The sequence below is a fragment of the Streptomyces mutabilis genome, from assembly GCF_014649815.1.
GTDB lineage: Bacteria > Actinomycetota > Actinomycetes > Streptomycetales > Streptomycetaceae > Streptomyces > Streptomyces mutabilis.
In genome coordinates, this window is record NZ_BMTT01000001.1 from 478,648 (window position 1) to 496,233 (window position 17,586).

Sequence of the window (17,586 nt, forward strand, 5' to 3'; positions counted from 1 at the left end):
CTCTCGGCTCACTCGCCGCGGTACAGCTGGCGCTTGTCGATGTAGCGCACGACTCCGTCCGGCACCAGGTACCAGACGGGATCGCCCTTGGCGACTCTCGCACGGCAGTCCGTGGAGGAGATGGCGAGGGCGGGCACCTCGACCAGCGAGACACCGCCCTTGGGGAGTCCGGCGTCCGTCAGCGTGTGACCGGGCCGGGTCACGCCGATGAAGTGCGCCAGGGAGAAGAGCTCCTCGCTGTCGCGCCAGGTGAGGATCTGGGCGAGGGCGTCGGCGCCGGTGATGAAGAACAGGTCCGCGTCCGGATTGAGCGCGCTCAGGTCGCGCAGGGTGTCCACGGTGTAGGTGGGGCCGCCGCGGTCGATGTCGATGCGGCTCACGGAGAACTGCGGGTTCTCGACGGTCGCCACGACCGTCATCAGGTAGCGGTCCTCGGCGGCGGAGACCGTGCGGTGGCTCTTCTGCCAGGGCTGCCCGGTGGGCACGAACACCACCTCGTCGAGGTGGAACTGCGCGGCGACCTCGCTGGCCGCCACGAGGTGGCCGTGGTGGATCGGGTCGAAGGTGCCGCCCATGACGCCGAGGCGGCGCTTGCCCGAGGGTGCCGGGCCGCCGGCGCGGGCGGGCACTGCGCGGTTCTGCGTGCCGCGCTCCGGCGCGTGCGCCGTGTCGTGTGCCGGACCGGTAGGCATGTCCTGCTCTCCCATGCGTGCAGACCCTACCGGCCCGGCGTGAAGGCTCCTGCCCGGCCCACGGTCCCGGGGCACACGGCCCCCGCGCTCAGCGGTCGCGGTTGAACCGGGTGGTGATCCACAGCAGGAACATCAGGATGACGAACGCGCCGATGCCGGTGACGTACGGGCTGAGGCTCTCGTGGTTGCCGCTGTGCTCCTCGCCGCCCTCGGAGGCGAGGGTCACGATCTGGGCAGCGGTGCTGTGGAAGCTCATCTTCGGCAGGACCTATCCGGTGTGGGCGGAATAAAGACGTCGCCTCATCGTATGCGGGCGCCTCACGGGCGATCACGCCGACTCCGCCGTCGGGGACGGTCGGAGGCGGCCAGAGGTGCTCCGGTGCGTTTCCGGGGAACCTCCGGATCCCGTCAGTCGTCCTTCCGGCTGTACCCCCGCAGCAGGAACCACCCCGTCAGCACACAGCCCACCACCATCACGATCAGCACGATCCGGAGCAGATTCCCCGGCCCTTGCTGCTCGGCCGCGGTCGCCGCCGCGGCGAGCCAGTCGGTGTGGGGGGTGTGCGACATGACGTGGACTCCTTCGCTGTACTGCCCGTCCACGGTATCTCCGCCTAGGCTGGGCTCGGCCTCGGGGGCGCAAAGGGCCGCACAAGGGTTCGCAAAGGCCCAGACATACGCACAGGCCACACACACGCACATGGGGGAAGACATGTCCGACGGCCACCAGCACAACGGGCACGAGAGCGTGCCGAGCAGGCAGCGCAGGCGCTTCCCCGGAATCTCCTCGCGTGCGTACGAGCACCCGGCCGACCGCAGCGCGCTGGTGGCGCTGCGCAGGCTGAGCGGTTTCGACACGGTGTTCAAGGCGCTGAGCGGTCTGCTGCCCGAGCGCAGTCTCAGGCTGCTGTTCCTGTCCGACTCGGTGCGCGTCTCGGACCGCCAGTTCGCCCATCTGAACGTCATGCTGCGCGACGCCTGCTACATCCTGGACCTGGAGAAGGTCCCGGCGATGTACGTGAACCAGGACCCGAAGCCGAACGCGATGTGCATCGGCCTGGACGAGCCGATCATCGTCGTCACCACGGGCCTGGTCGAGCTGCTGGACGAGGAGGAGATGCGGGCGGTCGTCGGGCACGAGGTCGGGCACGCGCTGTCCGGGCACTCGGTCTACCGGACCATCCTGCTGTTCCTGACCTCGCTAGCGGTCCGGGTCGCCTGGATCCCGCTGGGCAACGTGGCGATCATGGCGATCGTGACCGCGCTGCGCGAGTGGTTCCGCAAGTCGGAGCTGTCCGCCGACCGCGCGGGTCTGCTGGTCGGCCAGGACCTTCAGGCGTCCATGCGGGGCCTGATGAAGATCGCCGGCGGCAACCACCTGCACGAGATGAACGTGGACGCGTTCCTGGAGCAGGCCGAGGAGTACGAGGCGGGCGGCGACCTGCGCGACTCCGTGTTGAAGATCCTCAACGTGCTGCCCCGCTCCCACCCCTTCACCACGGTGCGGGCCGCCGAGCTGAAGAAGTGGGCGGCCTCCCGGGACTACCAGCGGATCATGGACGGACACTACCCGCGGCGCGAGGAGGACCAGGACACCTCGGTGCGGGACTCCTTCCGCGAGTCGGCCTCCAGCTACGCCACCCATGTGCGCAGCTCCAAGGACCCGCTGATGAAGCTGGTGAACGACATCGCCGGCGGCGCCGGGGACCTCGGCGACCGGATGCGGCGCGGCTTCGGCGGCTTCACGTCCTCGCAGTCGAGGCCGCCCGAGGAAGCGGACGGGTCGTCGTCGTCCGAGGGCCCGGACGGGACACCGGGCGGGTCCCAGGCGCCGGACGACCGTCCGCCGGGCGGCGGCGCCTGAGGGCTCCTCGGGGCGTCGGCCGCCCCGCGCGTGCGGTCGAGCGGCCGCGCCGCCGGGCGGCTACACCTCCGGCTGGGCGCCCGTCGCCAGGGTGCCGCACAGGGCCGTGGGGTTGTCCTCGGTGTACGGGTCGGTGCCGGCGGGTATGCCGGTCCTGGCCGTCTGGCCGGCGAGCAGCGGGCGCAGGTGGCCGGCCGAGTCGTCGGCGCAGGAGAGCGGTCCGGCCTGGACGTGGGCGGCGACGAGCTGCGTCTGTTGCAGGCGCAGGTCGTCCCGGTCGAAGCGGAAGAGCAGTTCGCGCCGGACGGTGAACAGCGAAGTCTCGGCCCGGTCGTCGCCGGGGGGCCGCAGCGGGTAGACCATGGTGTGGTCGGCGGAGACCTCCAGCGTGGAAGCGTCGGTCTCCGTGAACCGCATGCTGCCGTGCACCCGGATCTCCGCGTCGGCCAGCTCGGCGCGGGCCGGGTCGAAGCGCACCAGCCATCCGGTGGGCGCGTTCCGGCCGTCCGGAGTGGGCCTCTCGAAGCTCTCGTCGAACTGTTCCAGCTGGTCCGGGTCGAGCAGCGCCCGCACCGAGCGGACGTCCCGGCCGCCGAGCACGTCGGGGTCGAGCGCCGAGCGGACGACGTAGTGCTTGGCGGTGGTCAGGGCGTTCAGTACCTGGTCGTCCGAGAAGTGCGCGGTGCGGTGGTGGCCCGGCAGCGGGACGCCCTTGGCCGCGGTCCGGAACTCCGCGGCGGGGCTGTGCTCGTACAGGTGGGCGGCGTCCTGCGCGCCGGGCACCTCGCCCTGCGGTGCGAGCGGGACGACGGTCATCCGCACCGGCTCGGCGGGCCGCTGGGTGGCGGGGCTCTGGTACGGGTGGCGTACGCCCATGTAGAGGGCGGCGCCGACGGCGACGGCGACGAGTACGACAAGGATCAGCGCCTGCCGGGAGAGGCCGGCCCGGCGCAGCGGGGTACGGCGGCGCACGGCGGGCGCGTGGTCGGCGATGCGCTCCTGGGCGGAGAACTCCTCCAGGCGGGCAGCGCGGACGAACGACTCGTCGAAGACGACGGATCGGTACTCGTCCTCTCCGCCTCCGGGGAAGCCCTCGGGCGTCCCTCCGGGCGGGTCGCCCAGCCCTGCCATACCTTCAGAGTAGGTCTGCGGAGGGTCGCGTAAACGCGCTGCCGCGGGTCGAGTCGGGACGGCTTCGAACCGCCGGGCGGCGGCAGGTCAGGGGGTGCGCGGAAGCACCGGCACGGCGGGCTGGGAGTAGTCGGCGGAGGCCGACGGCGTCATGGTGCCGCCCTGCTCGGGGCCGGTCGAGGCCGGTGGGGGCACCTGCTCGGCGCCGCCGCCCGAGGAGGCGCCGCGGTAGACCGCCGCGAAGGCCAGCGCGACCATGCCGACGCCCATCACGAGGGCGAGCATCCAGGCGACCGGCCGGTGCCAGCGGACCTTCTTGCCGTAGGCCGCGGGTGCGCCGTAGGGGCGGTCGAGGAGGTCGCGGTCGTCGTCCGGGTCGTCGAGGTCGGGTTCATGGCCGAAGTCGCCGTACCCGTCGTCGTAGCGCTCGGCTCTGCTGCGGCCGCGGCGGGCCGCTTCCGCCTCGGTGGCCGCGGCTCTGGCCTCGGCGGCGGCCAGGAGGCGTTCGACGGCGGACGGCTCGTGCACCGCGGCCGCCCGTACGAAGACCTCGTCGAAGACCACGGAGGCGAACTCTTCGTCCGACACCCCGTGGTCGTGGTCGTCGTCGGGCTCCCAGCCGTCAGGGAACGGCCTACCCCCCACGTCCTCCGGCACGGGTCCAGAGTAGACCTGGGGGGTCGATTTGGGCAGACGGCGGAGAAATTCATCCGGTGGGTGAGACGTCCCGATCGGGTCGCGGGCGCGGGGCCGGCCGTCAGCGCCGCACGTGCCCGTCGCCGGTGACGATGTACTTGGTGCTGGTCAGCTCAGGCAACCCCATCGGCCCGCGGGCGTGCAGTTTCTGCGTGGAGATGCCGATCTCGGCGCCGAAGCCGAACTGGCCGCCGTCGGTGAAGCGGGTGGAGGCGTTCACGGCGACGGTCGTGGAGTCGACCAGCTGGGTGAAGCGGCGGGCGGCCTGCTGTGAGGTCGTCACGATCGCCTCGGTGTGGCCGGAGGTCCACAGCCGGATGTGCTCGACGGCCTTGTCGAGGGAGTCGACGACGGCCGCGGCGATGTCGTACGACAGGTACTCCGTCTCCCAGTCCTCCGGCGTGGCCTCGACGGCGGTCGCCTTCGAGTCCTTGGCGTACGTCATGACCCGCTCGTCGGCGTGCACGGTGACGCCGGCCTCGGCGAGGGCGTCCAGCGCGCGGGGCAGGAACTCGGCGGCGATGTCCTGGTGGACCAGGAGGGTCTCGGCGGCGTTGCAGACGCTGACCCGCTGGGCCTTGGAGTTGATGAGGATGTCGACGGCCGTGTCGAGGTCGGCCTGCGCGTCGACGTAGACGTGGCAGTTGCCGGTGCCGGTCTCGATGACGGGGACGGTGGACTCCTGGACGACGGTGTTGATCAGCGAGGCGCCGCCGCGCGGGATGAGCACGTCGACCAGGCCGCGGGCCCGCATCAGCTCGCGCACGCTCTCGCGGCTCTCGCCGGGTACCAGCTGCACGGCGTCGGCGGGCAGACCGGCCCCGCCCACGGCGTCGCGGACGACCCGGACCAGGGCGGTGTTGGACTGATAGGCGGAGGAGGAGCCGCGCAGGAGCACCGCGTTGCCGGACTTCAGGCACAGGGCGGCGGCGTCGACGGTGACGTTGGGCCGGCCCTCGTAGATGATGCCGACCACGCCGAGCGGCACGCGGACCTGGCGCAGGTCGATGCCGTTGGGGAGGGTGTTGCCGCGCACGACCTCGCCCACCGGGTCGGGCAGGGCGACGACGTCGCGCACGTCGGAGGCGATGGCACGGACCCGCTCCGGGGTGAGCGTGAGCCGGTCGACGATGGCCTCGCTGGTCCCGGCGGCGCGGGCCTTGGCCACGTCCTGGGCGTTGGCCTCGACGATCTCGCTGGTACGGACCTCCAGCGCGTCCGCGACGGCGAGCAGCGCGTCGTCCTTGGCGGCCCGCGGCAGCGGCGCGAGGTCGGCCGCGGCGGCCTTGGCCCGGTAGGCGGCCTGGGTGACCGGGGACATCGAGTCGTACGGCGAGAGCGTGGTCATGGGGGAAGCGTAGTAGGCCGTACGGGTCGGCCACCGGTCGTCCCGAACCGCGAGACATGCGCCGGACGGGGCGGAACGGGACGGCCGGGGCCCGTGGCCGCACTCCCTCCGTCCCCCTGGAGGCGGGGCCGGCCGCGGGTGGCGCCAGGGGCTCCCCGCGCGAGCGCGTACCGGCCGCGGGGAGCGTACGTCCCCAAGGCGGCGAGCGCCCTCCTCGGGATCCGCACCGCGACCACGGACCGGGACGGGGCGCCCCGCGCCACCAGGGCGTCGCGGCGGGCAGGCCCCGGCGGGGCGCGGCGATGGGGCTCTGCACTGCACGGACCCACCGCGACCACGACCGGGAGCGGGGCGCCTGAGACCACACCGCGCCGAGCGTCCCGGCGGGCCCCGCGCCGCGCTCCGGGGCACGAGCGCGTGCCGCGCGTCGCCGGGCGGACGGGGGCCGGCGCGAGGCCCGGCTAGAACGGGTGCACCCCGACCGGCGTAGCCGGGGCCGGTCCGTATCCGGCGGCGATGCGCTGGTGGTAGGTCACCCGGTCGATGACCTCCAGGCCGACGATCTCCCAGGGCGGCAGCCCGGCGGTCTGCCGGTGCTCTCCCCACAGGCGCAGGGCGACGGCGGCGGCGTCGTGCAGGTCGCGGGCCTCCTCCCAGTACCGGATCTCGGCGTGGTCGTCGGCGTAGCGGCTGGTCAGCAGGAAGGGGTGGTCGTGGGCGAGCTGTTCCAGGGCGCGGCGGACCTCGGGCAGCGGGGCGCGGGCACCGGATACGCTCAGGGTGACGTGCCACAGGCGCGGGGTGTGCTCGGGTTCCTCGCCCCGGAACCGGTCGCCGGCCGCGACGCTGGTCAGGGGGCGTTCCTCACCGGCCGCACGGGACGCCTTGCGGGCGCCGCCGCCCGGGCGGGCGCGGGACGCCGCCGTTCCAGGGCGCACTCCGCTCACGACGGCCTCCTTCACGCACACTGCTGAGCCCAGCGGTCGGCCGGGCCTGTCCCTGGAGGAAAGTTGAGCAGGCCGCGCAAGATCGCGGGGCGGTTTTGCGGAACGTACACCGCCGATTCGGGGACGTTCCGACCTATTACGGGTGCAGGATCACCAGATCGTCCCTGTGTACGACCTCGCGTTCGTACGCCGGTCCGAGTTCGCGCGCCAGGTCCCGGGTGGAGCGGCCGAGCAGCCGGGGAAGCTCCCTGGCGTCGAAGCTGACGAGTCCCCGGGCGACCGCGCGGCCCCTCCCGTCCCGCAGCTCGACGGGCTCGCCCGCGGCGAACTCGCCCTCGACGCCGGCGATCCCGGCAGGCAGCAGCGACTTGCGGCCCTCGACGACCGCGCGCACCGCCCCGTCGTCGAGGACGAGCGCCCCCTGCGGGGTCGAGGCGTGCTGGAGCCACAGCAGCCGGTCGGCGGAGCGTTTGCCGGTGGCGTGGAAGTAGGTGCCGGTGTCGCCGCCGGCCAGGGCGTCGGCCGCGTGCACGGCGCTGGTCAGCACCACGGCGATGCCGGCGGCGGCGGCGATCCGGGCCGCCTCGACCTTGGTGACCATGCCGCCGGTGCCGACGCCCGCCTTGCCCGCGCTGCCGATCTCGATGTCCGCGAGGTCGGCCGGTGCGCGCACCTCGGCGATCCGCGAGGTGCCGGGCCTGCTCGGGTCGCCGTCGTAGACGCCGTCCACGTCGGACAGCAGCACCAGCAGGTCGGCGTGGACCAGGTGGGCGACGAGGGCGGCGAGGCGGTCGTTGTCGCCGAAGCGGATCTCGTCGGTGGCCACGGTGTCGTTCTCGTTGACGATCGGGAAGGCGCCCATCGCCAGCAGCTTGTCCAGGGTGCGGGAGGCGTTGCGGTGGTGGGCGCGGCGGCTCATGTCGTCGCTGGTCAGCAGCACCTGGCCGACGCGGACGCCGTAGCGGGCGAAGGACGCGGTGTAGCGGGCGACCAGCAGGCCCTGCCCGACGCTGGCGGCCGCCTGCTGGCGGGCCAGGTCCCTCGGGCGGCGGCGCAGGCCCAGCGGGGCGAGACCGGCGGCGATGGCGCCGGAGGAGACCAGGACGATCTCCCGCTCCCCGCCGCTGCGTACTTTCGCGAGGACGTCGACGAGCGCGTCGACCCGGTCGGCGTCCAGACCGCCCGCCGCGGTGGTCAGCGAGGACGAACCGACCTTGACGACGATCCTGCGGGCCCCGCCCACGGCCTGCCTTGCCCCAGCCACTGTTGCCGCCCGTCCTTCCCCGTCGACGCGCGCCCGTCCGGGCGCCCACCAGGAAATCTACGCGACGCGGAGCGCGCCCCGCGCCGCCGTCCAGGCTGCGGACGGGACGGCCTGCCGCTACCGCGTCAGGGGCCGGGACAACACGTGCGTGTCGTCCGGAGGTCGCCGTGCGTTAACCCGTATGTCCGATGCGCGACGAGCAAGCCTGGAGCGACCGCAGTGCCCCTATCCCTGCCCCGCCGCGGACTTCCCCGCCGTGCCCCCCGTCCCGGCACTCGCCGCCTCGGCCCCGGGCGTCCGCGCCCCCGGGTCCCCGGCCTCGCCCTCCTGCGCCGCCGGACCGCCGTGAAGCTGCTCGTCCTCGGCGTGCTGGCCACCGCCTCGGCGGCGCAGGCCGTGGGCGCGCTGCTGCCGCACGTGCCGCTGCTGCTCGCCGCGACGACCGGTTCGCTGGCCGCCGAGGGAGTGCTGTACCGCTGGCAGCGGGGCATGGTGTCGCTGTTCGCCAAGTCGCACGCCGACGTCACGGTGCGGCACGTGCTGCGGGACCTGCTGCTCGTGGTCGGCCTGCTGCGGCTCGGCGAGCAGCACCGGGAACCCGCGTACGCCCCGCTCGTCGCCGCCCTGCTCGTCTTCTACGGGCTGCACTGGGCGATCCAGGCGGTCTCGGTGCTGGTCCGGCGTACCCGGACACTGCCCGTCGTGACCCGGAACGTCGACGCCTCCGCGCTGCGCCTGACCCCCGCCCCGCCCGCGCTGCTGCGCCACCCCGGTCACCGCCTGGCGGTCCTGGGGCTGCCCGCCACCGCCGGGCTGCTGGTGACGGCGGCCACCGACGCGCCGGTGTACGGGACGGCGGGCCTCGCACTGTCGCTGGCGGTGTCGCTGGCAGGTCTCGGCGCGCTGCTGCTGCGGCTGCTGCCGGGGCGCCGGCCGGCGGGCGAGCAGGAGGTCCTGGACTGGTTCGACGGCTGGCTGGCGGAGTACCGGCCGACCGTCGGCCTGTACTTCTCGGGCGGGGCGTCCTCGGCGTACCAGGCCAACATGTGGCTGGAGCCACTGGCGCGGCTGGAGGGACGGCCGGTGATCGTGCTGCGGGAGCGGCACATGGTGCAGCGGATCGCGGCGACCGACATCCCCGTGGTGTGCCTGCCGAAGGTCTCCACGCTGATGCGCCTGGAGCAATCCACCCTCCGCGTCCTCCTGCACCCCTCCAACTCGGGCAAGACCTCGCAGGTCCTGCGCATCCCCACGATCAAGCACGCCTTCGTCAACCACGGGGAGAGCGACAAGCCGTCCTCGTGCAACCCGTACGCGAAGGCGTACGACGAGGTGTGGGTGGCCGGTCCGGCGGCGCGCGAGCGGTACGCGCTGGCGGAGGTCGGCGTCGAGGACAAGGACGTGGTGGAGATCGGCCGCCCGCAACTGGACGCCGTACGGCCGTACGCGGGGCCGCCCGCGCCCGGCGCGTACACGACGGTGCTGTACGCGCCGACCTGGGAGGGCTGGGACGGCAATCCCGGCAACACGTCGGTGATCGAGGCCGGCGAGAACGTCGTGCGGGCGCTGCTCGCCGACCCGGACGTACGGCTGTTGTACAAGCCGCACCCGCTGACGGGGTCGGTGGACCCGCGGGCCCGGGCCGCCGATCTGCGCATCCGGGAGCTGGTGCGGGCCGCGAACCGGGAGCGGAGCGGACTCCGGCCGGACGCGTCGGCGGCGGGTGAGCTGGCTCGCCGGACGGCGGAGCTGGACCGGCTCACGAGCGCCGGTTTCCGCTCGGCCGCCGACCAGGCGGAGCGGATGCTGCGGCAGCCTGCGCCGGAGCCCGGGCGGGCCGCGGCGGTGGCGGGGGCGGCGGTCGCCTGGGAGGAGGCGTACTGGGCCTCGTTGCCCGAGTGGGAGCACCAGGTCGTCACGGACGCCCGGCCGACCCTGTACGCCTGCTTCAACCGGGCCGACCTGCTCATCAGCGATGTGTCGAGTGTCATCAGCGACTTCCTGGCGAGCGGCAAGCCGTACGCGGTGGCCAACACCAGCGGGCTGGCCGAGGACGGGTTCCGCAAGACGTTCCCGACGGTGGCGGCGGCGACCGTGCTGACGCCGGACGCGGCCGGGGTGCCCGCGCTGCTGGACGCGGTCCGGCATCCCGAGCGCGACGGACGGGCGGCGGAACGCGCAGCGCTGGCCCGGCGGCTGCTGGGCCCGGCCGAGCCACCGTCCCAGGAGCGTTTCGCCAGGGCCGTACGGGCGCTGTGCGCGACGGCCGGTGAGCACCGGGCGCGGATGGCGGGGCGGCTCGCGACGGAACTGCCCCTGCCCGGCCCCCGGCAGCAGTCGCCCGGCGCTTCGCCCGCCGCCGCCCGGGAGCGGCACGTGTGAACCGTGCGCGATATGTGTGCGCGCCTCAATGTATGTGTGAATCCTCAAAACGCAATCCGACCGAAGCGAGGCGTAGGGCGACATCGTGGCCATTACGCTTGGCGGCACGTCACAGACTGGCCCGCTACGGTGTCTCGGAACCCCCGCCAGCCCCCTTGGAACAGGTTGCAAAGGATGCCCAGGCTCTCCCTCATCATCCCCGTGCACAAGGTGCAGGCCTACCTGCCCGAGTGCCTCGATTCCGTGCTCGGGCAGGACTACACGGACTTCGAGGTCATCGCGGTCGACGACTGCTCGCCGGACGGCTCCGGAGCCATCCTGGACGAGTACGCGGCACGCGACGCGCGACTCGAGGTGACTCACCTCACGGAGAACGTGGGACTGGGGCGCGCGCGGAACGCGGGACTGGAGAAGGCGCAGGGCGACTACGTACTGTTCCTGGACAGTGACGACACGTTGTCCGCCGGTGCGCTGACGGCGATATCCGACCGTCTCGACGCCACGGGCGACCCCGAGATACTCATCTACGACTACGCCCGCACCTACTGGGACGGCAAGGTCAGGCGCAATCAGCGCGCGGACCTGCTGGCGAACGACGGACCGGACGTCCTCTCCCTCCGGGACCGTCCGGAGCTGCTGGACCTGCTCCAGATCGTGTGGAACAAGGCGTACCGGCGCGACTTCGTCGCCCGCACCGGGCTCACCTTCCCGCCCGGGTACTACGAGGACGCCCCCTGGACGTTCTGCTCCCTGATCAGCGCCGAGCAGATCACCCTCCTGGACCGCGTCTGCGTGTACTACCGGCAGCGCCGTGAGGGCGGCAACATCCTCAAGACGGTCAGCCGCAAGCACTTCGACGTGTTCGACCAGTACCGCCGCGTCTTCGACTACCTCGACGCGCACGAGGAACTGGACGTGTGGCGCGGCCCGCTGTTCCGCAAGATGATCGACCACTACCTGACCGTGGTGGAGCACCCGGGCCGCCTGCCGCACAAGGCACGGGCCGAGTTCTTCCGCCGCGCCTCGGCCGACTACCGCGCCCGGGTCCCCCAGGGCTTCACGCGGCCGGCCGGCGGCCAGGGCCACAAGTACGCCATGCTGGAGCGCGGTGCGTACAACACCATGGTGAGCGCGACGCGCGCGGCGCGGCTCCGGCAGGAGGTCAAGAAGCGCACCCGTGCCGCCGTGAACCGGTCCAAGCGCCGCGCCATGGGGGTCTTCTACCGCTCCCAGCTCAGGCTGCCGCTCGACGAGAACCTCGCGGTGTTCTCCGCGTACTGGAACCGCAGCGTCTCCTGCAACCCCGCGGCGATCGAGGCCGAACTCGCCCGTGTCGCTCCGCACATCCGCCGGGTGTGGGCGATCCGGCCGGACGCGGTGGACCAGGTGCCCGCGGGCACGGACTACGTGCGGGTGGGATCGCGTGAGTACTGGGCGGTCATGGCGCGCGCCAAGTACCTGGTCAACAACGTGAACTTCGGGGACAACGTGGTGAAGCGGGAAGGCCAGATCCACGTACAGACCCACCACGGCACTCCGCTGAAGACCATGGGGCTGGACCAGCGGAAGTACCCGGCGTCCACCAACATGAGCTTCTCCAAGCTCCTCAAGCGCTGCGACCGCTGGGACTTCAGCATCAGCTCCAACCGCTTCTCGACCTTGGTGTGGGAACGGGTCTACCCCTGCTCCTACACCACGCTGGAGACGGGTTACCCGCGCAACGACGCCCTCGTCAACGCAGGTTCCGAGGACGTGCGCAGGGCGCGTGAGGCGCTGGGGCTGGCCGACCGCGCGAAGGTGTTCCTGTACATGCCGACCCACCGCGAGTACCAGCCGGACTTCGCTCCGCCGCTGGACCTGGCCAGGCTCGCCGACGAGCTCGGGCCCGACGTGACCGTGCTGCTGCGCGGCCACTACTTCTACGGCACCTCGGCCCACGCCGACGAGCTGCGCAGCACGGGCCGGATCGTCGACGTCTCCGGGCACCCCAAGGTGGAGGAGCTGTACCTCGCCGCGGACGCCCTGATCACGGACTACTCCTCGGCGATGTTCGACTACGGCGTGCTGGACCGTCCGATCATCAGCTACGCCCCGGACTGGGAGACCTACTCCGCGGTGCGCGGCACCTACTTCGACCTGCTGCAGGAGCCGCCCGGCGCGGTGGCGACCACGCAGGAGGAACTGCTGCGGCTGCTCGTCTCGGGGATGTACGACACTCCGGAGACGACCGAGCGCCGGGACGCCTTCCGCCGCCGGTTCTGCACGTTCGACGACGGACACGCGGCGGAGCGCGTCGTGCGGCGCGTCTTCCTGGGCGAGCAGACGCCGCTGCCCGTCGTCCCGTTCGACGAGCGTCGCCCCGTCCCGACCCCGGCCCAGGCGCTCGAGGTGGCCGAGCCGGAACACCCCTGACCGGGTAACAACCGAGCCACGGGCCACCTCAGCGGCACCGTCGCGAAAATACTGGACCCTCCGTCTCCTGGCGTCACCGCACGCCAGGAGACGTTGTCGTGGAAACAACTGGCCAACCTGTCACAGGGATCACATACAATCCGACGATCATCGGCAGTGATCACCTCTTCTTCACTGTGCCGACTCTTCGATTTCACCTGTGGGGGGACCTTGTCCACTTCTCGCACGCGCCGCAGATCCCGGCGTTCCCGCCTGCTCGCCTGCACCGCCCTCGCGGTCGCCGCGGGCATGCTGCTCACCACCCCGGCCGTCGCCGCCGACAAGCCGTCACCAGACGTCGAGATGACGACGCCCAAGTCCGCCCTTCCCGAGCTGGACCGCGCCGTGCCCCAGCCGAAGCAGTCCGAGCGGATGCGCGCCGCCGCCGCTGCCCCCGGCCCACGCTTCGACGTCGACGGCGACGGCTTCACCGACATGCTCGTGCGCCTGCAGGACGGCAGCACGTACGCGTGGCGCTCCACCACGCGCGACTTCACCCCGTACGCCGTCAACGTCGACGACTACGAGGAGAAGCAGAAGGACATCCTCACGCCCGGCGACCTCGACGGCACCGGCGGCCCCGAGGTCCTCACGCTGTCGCCGACGGGCACCCTGTCCCTGTTCCAGAGCTGGGGCGTGGACGGCACCGGCTACGCCACCTGGAGCGGGACGGGCTGGCAGATCTACAACAAGGTCCTCACGCCCGGGGACGTCACCGGTGACGGCAGGCCCGACCTGCTCGCGCGGACCTACGGCGGCGACCTGTACCTGTACGAGGGCACGGGAAGCGTCGAATCCCCGTTCCGCGGGCGGGTGAAGGTCGGCGGCGGCTGGCAGATGTTCGACCAGCTGGTCGGCATGGGGGACATGAACGGCGACGGCATCGGCGACGTCGTGGCCCGCACCCCCCTCGGCGCCCTGTACTTCTACGCCGGCAAGGGCAGCGCCACCGCCCCGCTCGCCACCCGCGACCACATCGGCGAGGGCTGGAACGGCTACAACCAGATCATCGCCGGCGGCGACTGGGACGGCGACGGCCTCGGCGACCTGCTCGGCCGCACCCGCTCCGGCGACCTGTACTTCTACCGGGCCGACGGCACCGGGAACTTCGACGCCAAGCAGCACACGGGCTACGGCTTCGAGTCGGTGGACCTCTTCGCCGGCGGCGGTGCGTACCCGCACTTCGGCAAGGCCTCGGTGCTCGGCATGAGCACGGACGGCACGCTCTACTGGTACGGCGTGAAGAACGACGGCCAGCTGACCGCCCGCACCCAGCTCAGTGACACGGGCGGCTGGGCGGGCGCCCACGTGGCCTACGCGTCCTCGCTCGACAAGGACGGGTACGCGGACCTGCTGGAGCTGTACGACGGCGTGCTCTACAACTACGCCGACACGGCCGACGACTACCTGGCCACCGGCTGGGGCCGGTACGACCTGTTCCTCGGCCCGGGCGACCTGAACGACGACGGCAAGGGCGACCTCCTCGCCCGCGACTCCTCCGGCACCCTGTACCTCTTCCGGGGCAAGGGCCACGGAGCGTACCTCTCCTCGCCGCTCGAGGTCGGCGGCGGCTGGAACGCCTACGACAAGCTCGTCGGCGCCGGTGACTTCACCGGGGACGGCCGTACCGACATCGTCGCCCGCACCCCGGGCGGGCAGCTGTACCTGTACCGCGGTACCGGTGTCAGCACCTCGCCGTTCGCGGGCAAGGTGGACCTGGGCTCCGGCTGGCAGCAGTACAACAAGCTGGCCTCCCCCGGCGACATCGACGGCGACGGCCGCGCCGACCTGATCGCCGCGAACTCCCGCGGCGAGCTGTACCGCTACACCTCCTACACCGACGGGCGGTTCAAGGCCCGGGTGCAGCTCGGCACCGGCTGGAACACCTACCGCGACCTGCACTGACGCGGACGGTGCACGAAGGGGGCTGCCGACACGTCCGTGTCGGCAGCCCCCTTCCCCGTTGTCCGGGCGGTCCGGCGTCAGCGCTCGTACGGGCTCTTCACGGGGAAGTACGCCCGCAGGAACGAGTCGACGATGCGGGCCTGCTCGTGCTCCGGCACCTCCGCGTCCTGGGACTCACCGAGGCAGAACACGTCGTGACCGCGCATGGCCAGCAACCGCGTCAGTTCCGGGTGGCGGCTGTAGGTGCCCACGTCGATGTACGCGCACCGGATGCTGCTCGGCACCGCGGTCCCGGTCAGGTAGCCGTAGTGGTGGTGCAGCGAGGACACCATGGAGATGTCCTGCCAGCCGCGCATCGGGGTGGCGGCCGTGCGGGCCACGCTCTCCGGGAAGTCCTCCTCGATGCGCTCCAGCACGCTCTTGCGCAGCGGGTGCGGTGCGTGCACGAAGCTGTTCGCCACCGTCACCCCGAACCGCTCCTCCAGCAGCGAGCGGTTGTTCTTCGCCGCGGCGAAGTAGCCCTCGTCCTCCTCGGTCGGCTCACCGATCGGCACCGTCGTCGGGGACCAGAAGAACCGGCTCGCGCCGTTCGGCAGGAAGAAGCGCTGGGGGCCGACCGGGCGCCCGATGAACACGTCGTCGTTCAGGTACAGGAACTGCTCGGACAGGCCGTCGATGTGGTGCAGCTGGCTCTCGATGGCATGCGAGTTGAACGTCGGCAGGCAGTCGCCGTCGGCGAAGATGTCCCGGTGCGAGACGACCTCGATGTCCGGGTGCTCGGCGTTGAGCCACTCGGGGGTCTGGTCGTCGGTGACGAGGTAGATCTTCCGGACCCAGGGCGCGAACATGGCGAGCGACCGCAGTGAGTAGCGGAGTTCGTCGCGGTTGCGGAACCGGGCGGCCTCGTCGCCGGAGCTCTCCGCCTCCAGCCCGAGGGCGGCGCGCCGGCGGGCGCGGCGCTCCTGCCAGCGGGGGTCGGAGTCGTCGACCCAGGTGTAGACGGCGTCCACGGGGAAGGTGAGGTCGCTCACCAGTTTCCGGGTCAGCGGTTCCACTGTCGGGTACTCGCGGTCGCGGACGCGGATACGGGCGTCGGCGGTCAGCGACGGCAGCTTGGGGCCGACGGCGCTGGGCCTGAGCGGCGCGACGAACTGGCCGTCCCCGCCCTCCTCTTCCGGCACCTGGCGCCAGAACTCGATGTCGCAGCCGTAGGCGGGACCGAAGCGCAGGGTGCGGCTGGAGGTCACCACCGGGCGGAACACCCGCAGACCGGCCACCTCGCCCGCCGCCTCGAGCCGCTCGGCGAGCAGCACACCGGGCGCGTGCGTACGGGGCTTGAGCAGCTCGGCGTAGACCGCCTTGCCCTCGTACACGCCGGCGAGTGCCTTGCGGACGCGGGCCTGCTCGACCGTGTCGACGGCCAGCCGGCGCCGGGGGTTGTCGTCACGGTCCCGCAGCAGCACGTACGGGATGCCGTGCGACTCGAGAGCCTCGACGACCGTCTCGAAGTTGCGCTGGATGATCTCCGAGCCCTGCAGGTCGTCACGGACCTCGGACAGCCGGCCGCCGGCCCGCACCAGGGAGCGGTCGGAGGCACCGATGACGACTTCCCGGGCCCGCTGGTCGCCCGAGGAGGGCGCCGTGCGGTCCGCCGCGACGGCGGCGTGGAAGCGGCCCGCGCCGCCGTGGGCGACCCGGTGGGCTATGCGGTCGGCCCGCTCCGCCATCCGCCGCGGGTCGTCGCGCCGGGAGACGAGCTCGGTGAAGAGCTCCTCCCACTGCTTGACGATCACCTCGGCCGCGAACCGCGCGGACCCCTCGTAGGCCTTCTCGCCGTAGGAGCGCAGCAGCTCCTCGTCGCCCATCAGGCGGGAGATCGCCTCGGCCAGGGAGTCGATGTCGTTGGGCGGCACGAGCAGCCCGTCCTCGCCGTGCCGGATGATCTCGGCGGGGCCGGTGACGATGTCGTACGCCACCGCCGGGACGCCGGCCGCGAACGCCTCCAGCAGCACCAGCGGGAAGGCCTCGCCGTCCTGCGACGGGAGGATGGTCAGGCTGGCCCTGGCCCACTCCTCGGTCATGTGCTGGCTGGGGCCGAGGAGCTCCACGGAGTCGTGCAGGCCCAGGCCCTGGATGAGGTTGCGCAGCCGGGACATCTGGGGCCCGTCGCCGAAGATGCGCAGCCGCCAGCCCGGATGGTCCGGCAGCGCCTTGGCGAACGCGTGGATGGCGTGGTCGACCTGCTTGTCGGGCACGAGCCGGCGCGGCATCACGATCGTCTTGCCGGTCAGGCTGGAGCGCGGCCGGAAGCCCTCGGGGATGGCGTTCGGGATGGCGGCGAGGCGGGGCGCGGCCTTGCCGAGGGACTCCTCGAGCCACTGCTTGGTGCGCTCGGTGAGCACCACGAGCGCGTCGATGGCGGGCGCCCGCAGCAGCAGCGGTTCGCCCGTGCCGCCACGCAACTGGGACGGGCGGTGCTCCTGCTGGATGGTGATCACCCGGGAGGGCGCCAGGTCGGCCACCGCCGACATCAGCGCGGGCGAGGTGGTGATCAGCACGTCGGTGTCGATGGTCCGCAGCGCGCGCTGCATCTCGACGTCGGAGAGCGCGTCGAACGTCGCCTCCCACTTCGGGCTGATCAGCTCGCTCGGCAGCCCGGCGAGGTGCCGGCACTCCTCGGCGCTCAGGCCGCTCTCGCGTACCGGGCGCTCGGTCTTGCCGGTGCGGTCCACCAGGTAACGCACCGACACCCGCTCGTCGACGGTGAAGAACGGCTGCTCGCGCGTCTTGAAGACGCTGAGCACCTCGATGTCGTGCCGGGGGGCCAGGTGGGTCGCCTGGGTGTAGACGGCCTGCTCCGTGCCGCCCATCTCGTCACCCCAGGTGAGGAGAAAGGTGATTTTCAT

General features: G+C 72.3%; 13 protein-coding genes. 4 read left to right on the forward strand and 9 right to left on the reverse strand.

The annotated features are described in order from the left end of the window. Positions 1 to 8 precede the first annotated feature (8 nt). From nadD to IE142_RS02150, 3 genes are all read right to left on the reverse strand, one after another. Entirely contained in the window at positions 9 to 707 is a 699-nt protein-coding gene (nadD, locus tag IE142_RS02140; protein ID WP_191884114.1) for a nicotinate-nucleotide adenylyltransferase, read from the reverse strand. Positions 708 to 780: 73 nt separating this feature from the next. Beyond that, on the reverse strand, positions 781 to 948 hold the full coding sequence (locus IE142_RS02145) for a hypothetical protein (RefSeq protein ID WP_191884115.1): 168 nt from the start codon (positions 946 to 948) through the stop codon (positions 781 to 783). A 152-nt stretch (positions 949 to 1,100) separates the two neighbouring features. After that, positions 1,101 to 1,262, reverse strand: coding sequence for a hypothetical protein (locus tag IE142_RS02150; protein ID WP_191884116.1), 162 nt, complete (start codon positions 1,260 to 1,262; stop codon positions 1,101 to 1,103). 142 nt (positions 1,263 to 1,404) lie between these two features. Here IE142_RS02150 and IE142_RS02155 point away from each other — a divergent pair, with 142 nt between their 5' ends. Continuing rightward, the gene (locus IE142_RS02155; protein ID WP_191884429.1) at positions 1,405 to 2,556 is read left to right on the forward strand and encodes a M48 family metallopeptidase; all 1,152 of its coding nucleotides are present in this window, start codon (positions 1,405 to 1,407) and stop codon (positions 2,554 to 2,556) included. Positions 2,557 to 2,616: 60 nt separating this feature from the next. Here the strand turns inward: IE142_RS02155 and IE142_RS02160 are convergent, their stop codons facing one another. The 5 genes from IE142_RS02160 to proB form a co-directional block, all read right to left on the reverse strand. After that, positions 2,617 to 3,687, reverse strand: a complete 1,071-nt coding sequence (locus tag IE142_RS02160; RefSeq protein ID WP_191884117.1) for an SCO2583 family membrane protein — start codon at positions 3,685 to 3,687, stop codon at positions 2,617 to 2,619. An 87-nt stretch (positions 3,688 to 3,774) separates the two neighbouring features. Then, entirely contained in the window at positions 3,775 to 4,344 is a 570-nt protein-coding gene (locus IE142_RS02165) for an SCO2584 family spore wall biosynthesis protein (protein WP_191884118.1), read from the reverse strand. Between the two features lie 100 nt (positions 4,345 to 4,444). Continuing rightward, positions 4,445 to 5,731 carry a glutamate-5-semialdehyde dehydrogenase gene (locus IE142_RS02170; RefSeq protein ID WP_191884119.1) on the reverse strand — a complete coding sequence of 429 codons (1,287 nt, stop codon included), beginning with the start codon at positions 5,729 to 5,731 and terminating at the stop codon, positions 4,445 to 4,447. A gap of 461 nt (positions 5,732 to 6,192) precedes the next feature. Beyond that, positions 6,193 to 6,669 carry a DUF8830 family protein gene (locus IE142_RS02175; RefSeq protein ID WP_100048516.1) on the reverse strand — a complete coding sequence of 159 codons (477 nt, stop codon included), beginning with the start codon at positions 6,667 to 6,669 and terminating at the stop codon, positions 6,193 to 6,195. 145 nt (positions 6,670 to 6,814) lie between these two features. Beyond that, complete coding sequence (gene proB, locus IE142_RS02180; protein WP_229830121.1) at positions 6,815 to 7,942, reverse strand: glutamate 5-kinase; 1,128 nt, start codon at positions 7,940 to 7,942, stop codon at positions 6,815 to 6,817. A 345-nt stretch (positions 7,943 to 8,287) separates the two neighbouring features. Here proB and IE142_RS02185 point away from each other — a divergent pair, with 345 nt between their 5' ends. From IE142_RS02185 to IE142_RS02195, 3 genes are all read left to right on the forward strand, one after another. Next, entirely contained in the window at positions 8,288 to 10,324 is a 2,037-nt protein-coding gene (locus IE142_RS02185) for a CDP-glycerol glycerophosphotransferase family protein (protein ID WP_191884120.1), read from the forward strand. Positions 10,325 to 10,498: 174 nt separating this feature from the next. Then, the gene (locus IE142_RS02190) at positions 10,499 to 12,736 is read left to right on the forward strand and encodes a bifunctional glycosyltransferase/CDP-glycerol:glycerophosphate glycerophosphotransferase (protein WP_191884121.1); all 2,238 of its coding nucleotides are present in this window, start codon (positions 10,499 to 10,501) and stop codon (positions 12,734 to 12,736) included. Between the two features lie 210 nt (positions 12,737 to 12,946). Continuing rightward, the gene (locus IE142_RS02195; protein WP_191884122.1) at positions 12,947 to 14,680 is read left to right on the forward strand and encodes an FG-GAP repeat domain-containing protein; all 1,734 of its coding nucleotides are present in this window, start codon (positions 12,947 to 12,949) and stop codon (positions 14,678 to 14,680) included. Positions 14,681 to 14,757: 77 nt separating this feature from the next. On the opposite strand, the gene IE142_RS02200 is transcribed toward IE142_RS02195, so the two are convergent. Beyond that, positions 14,758 to 17,586: a stealth family protein gene (locus IE142_RS02200; RefSeq protein WP_191884123.1), complete on the reverse strand. Its 2,829-nt coding sequence runs from the start codon at positions 17,584 to 17,586 to the stop codon at positions 14,758 to 14,760.

Bases quoted from the DNA above. Each gene is read 5' to 3' on its own strand.
- IE142_RS02170 (WP_191884119.1), bottom strand. From the start codon at position 5,731: ATGACCACGCTCTCGCCGTACGACTCGATGTCCCCGGTCACCCAGGCC.
- IE142_RS02145 (WP_191884115.1), bottom strand. From the start codon at position 948: ATGAGCTTCCACAGCACCGCTGCCCAGATCGTGACCCTCGCCTCCGAG.
- nadD (WP_191884114.1), bottom strand. From the start codon at position 707: ATGGGAGAGCAGGACATGCCTACCGGTCCGGCACACGACACGGCGCAC.
- IE142_RS02160 (WP_191884117.1), bottom strand. From the start codon at position 3,687: ATGGCAGGGCTGGGCGACCCGCCCGGAGGGACGCCCGAGGGCTTCCCC.
- IE142_RS02200 (WP_191884123.1), bottom strand. From the start codon at position 17,586: ATGAAAATCACCTTTCTCCTCACCTGGGGTGACGAGATGGGCGGCACG.
- IE142_RS02155 (WP_191884429.1), top strand. From the start codon at position 1,405: ATGTCCGACGGCCACCAGCACAACGGGCACGAGAGCGTGCCGAGCAGG.
- IE142_RS02190 (WP_191884121.1), top strand. From the start codon at position 10,499: ATGCCCAGGCTCTCCCTCATCATCCCCGTGCACAAGGTGCAGGCCTAC.
- IE142_RS02150 (WP_191884116.1), bottom strand. From the start codon at position 1,262: ATGTCGCACACCCCCCACACCGACTGGCTCGCCGCGGCGGCGACCGCG.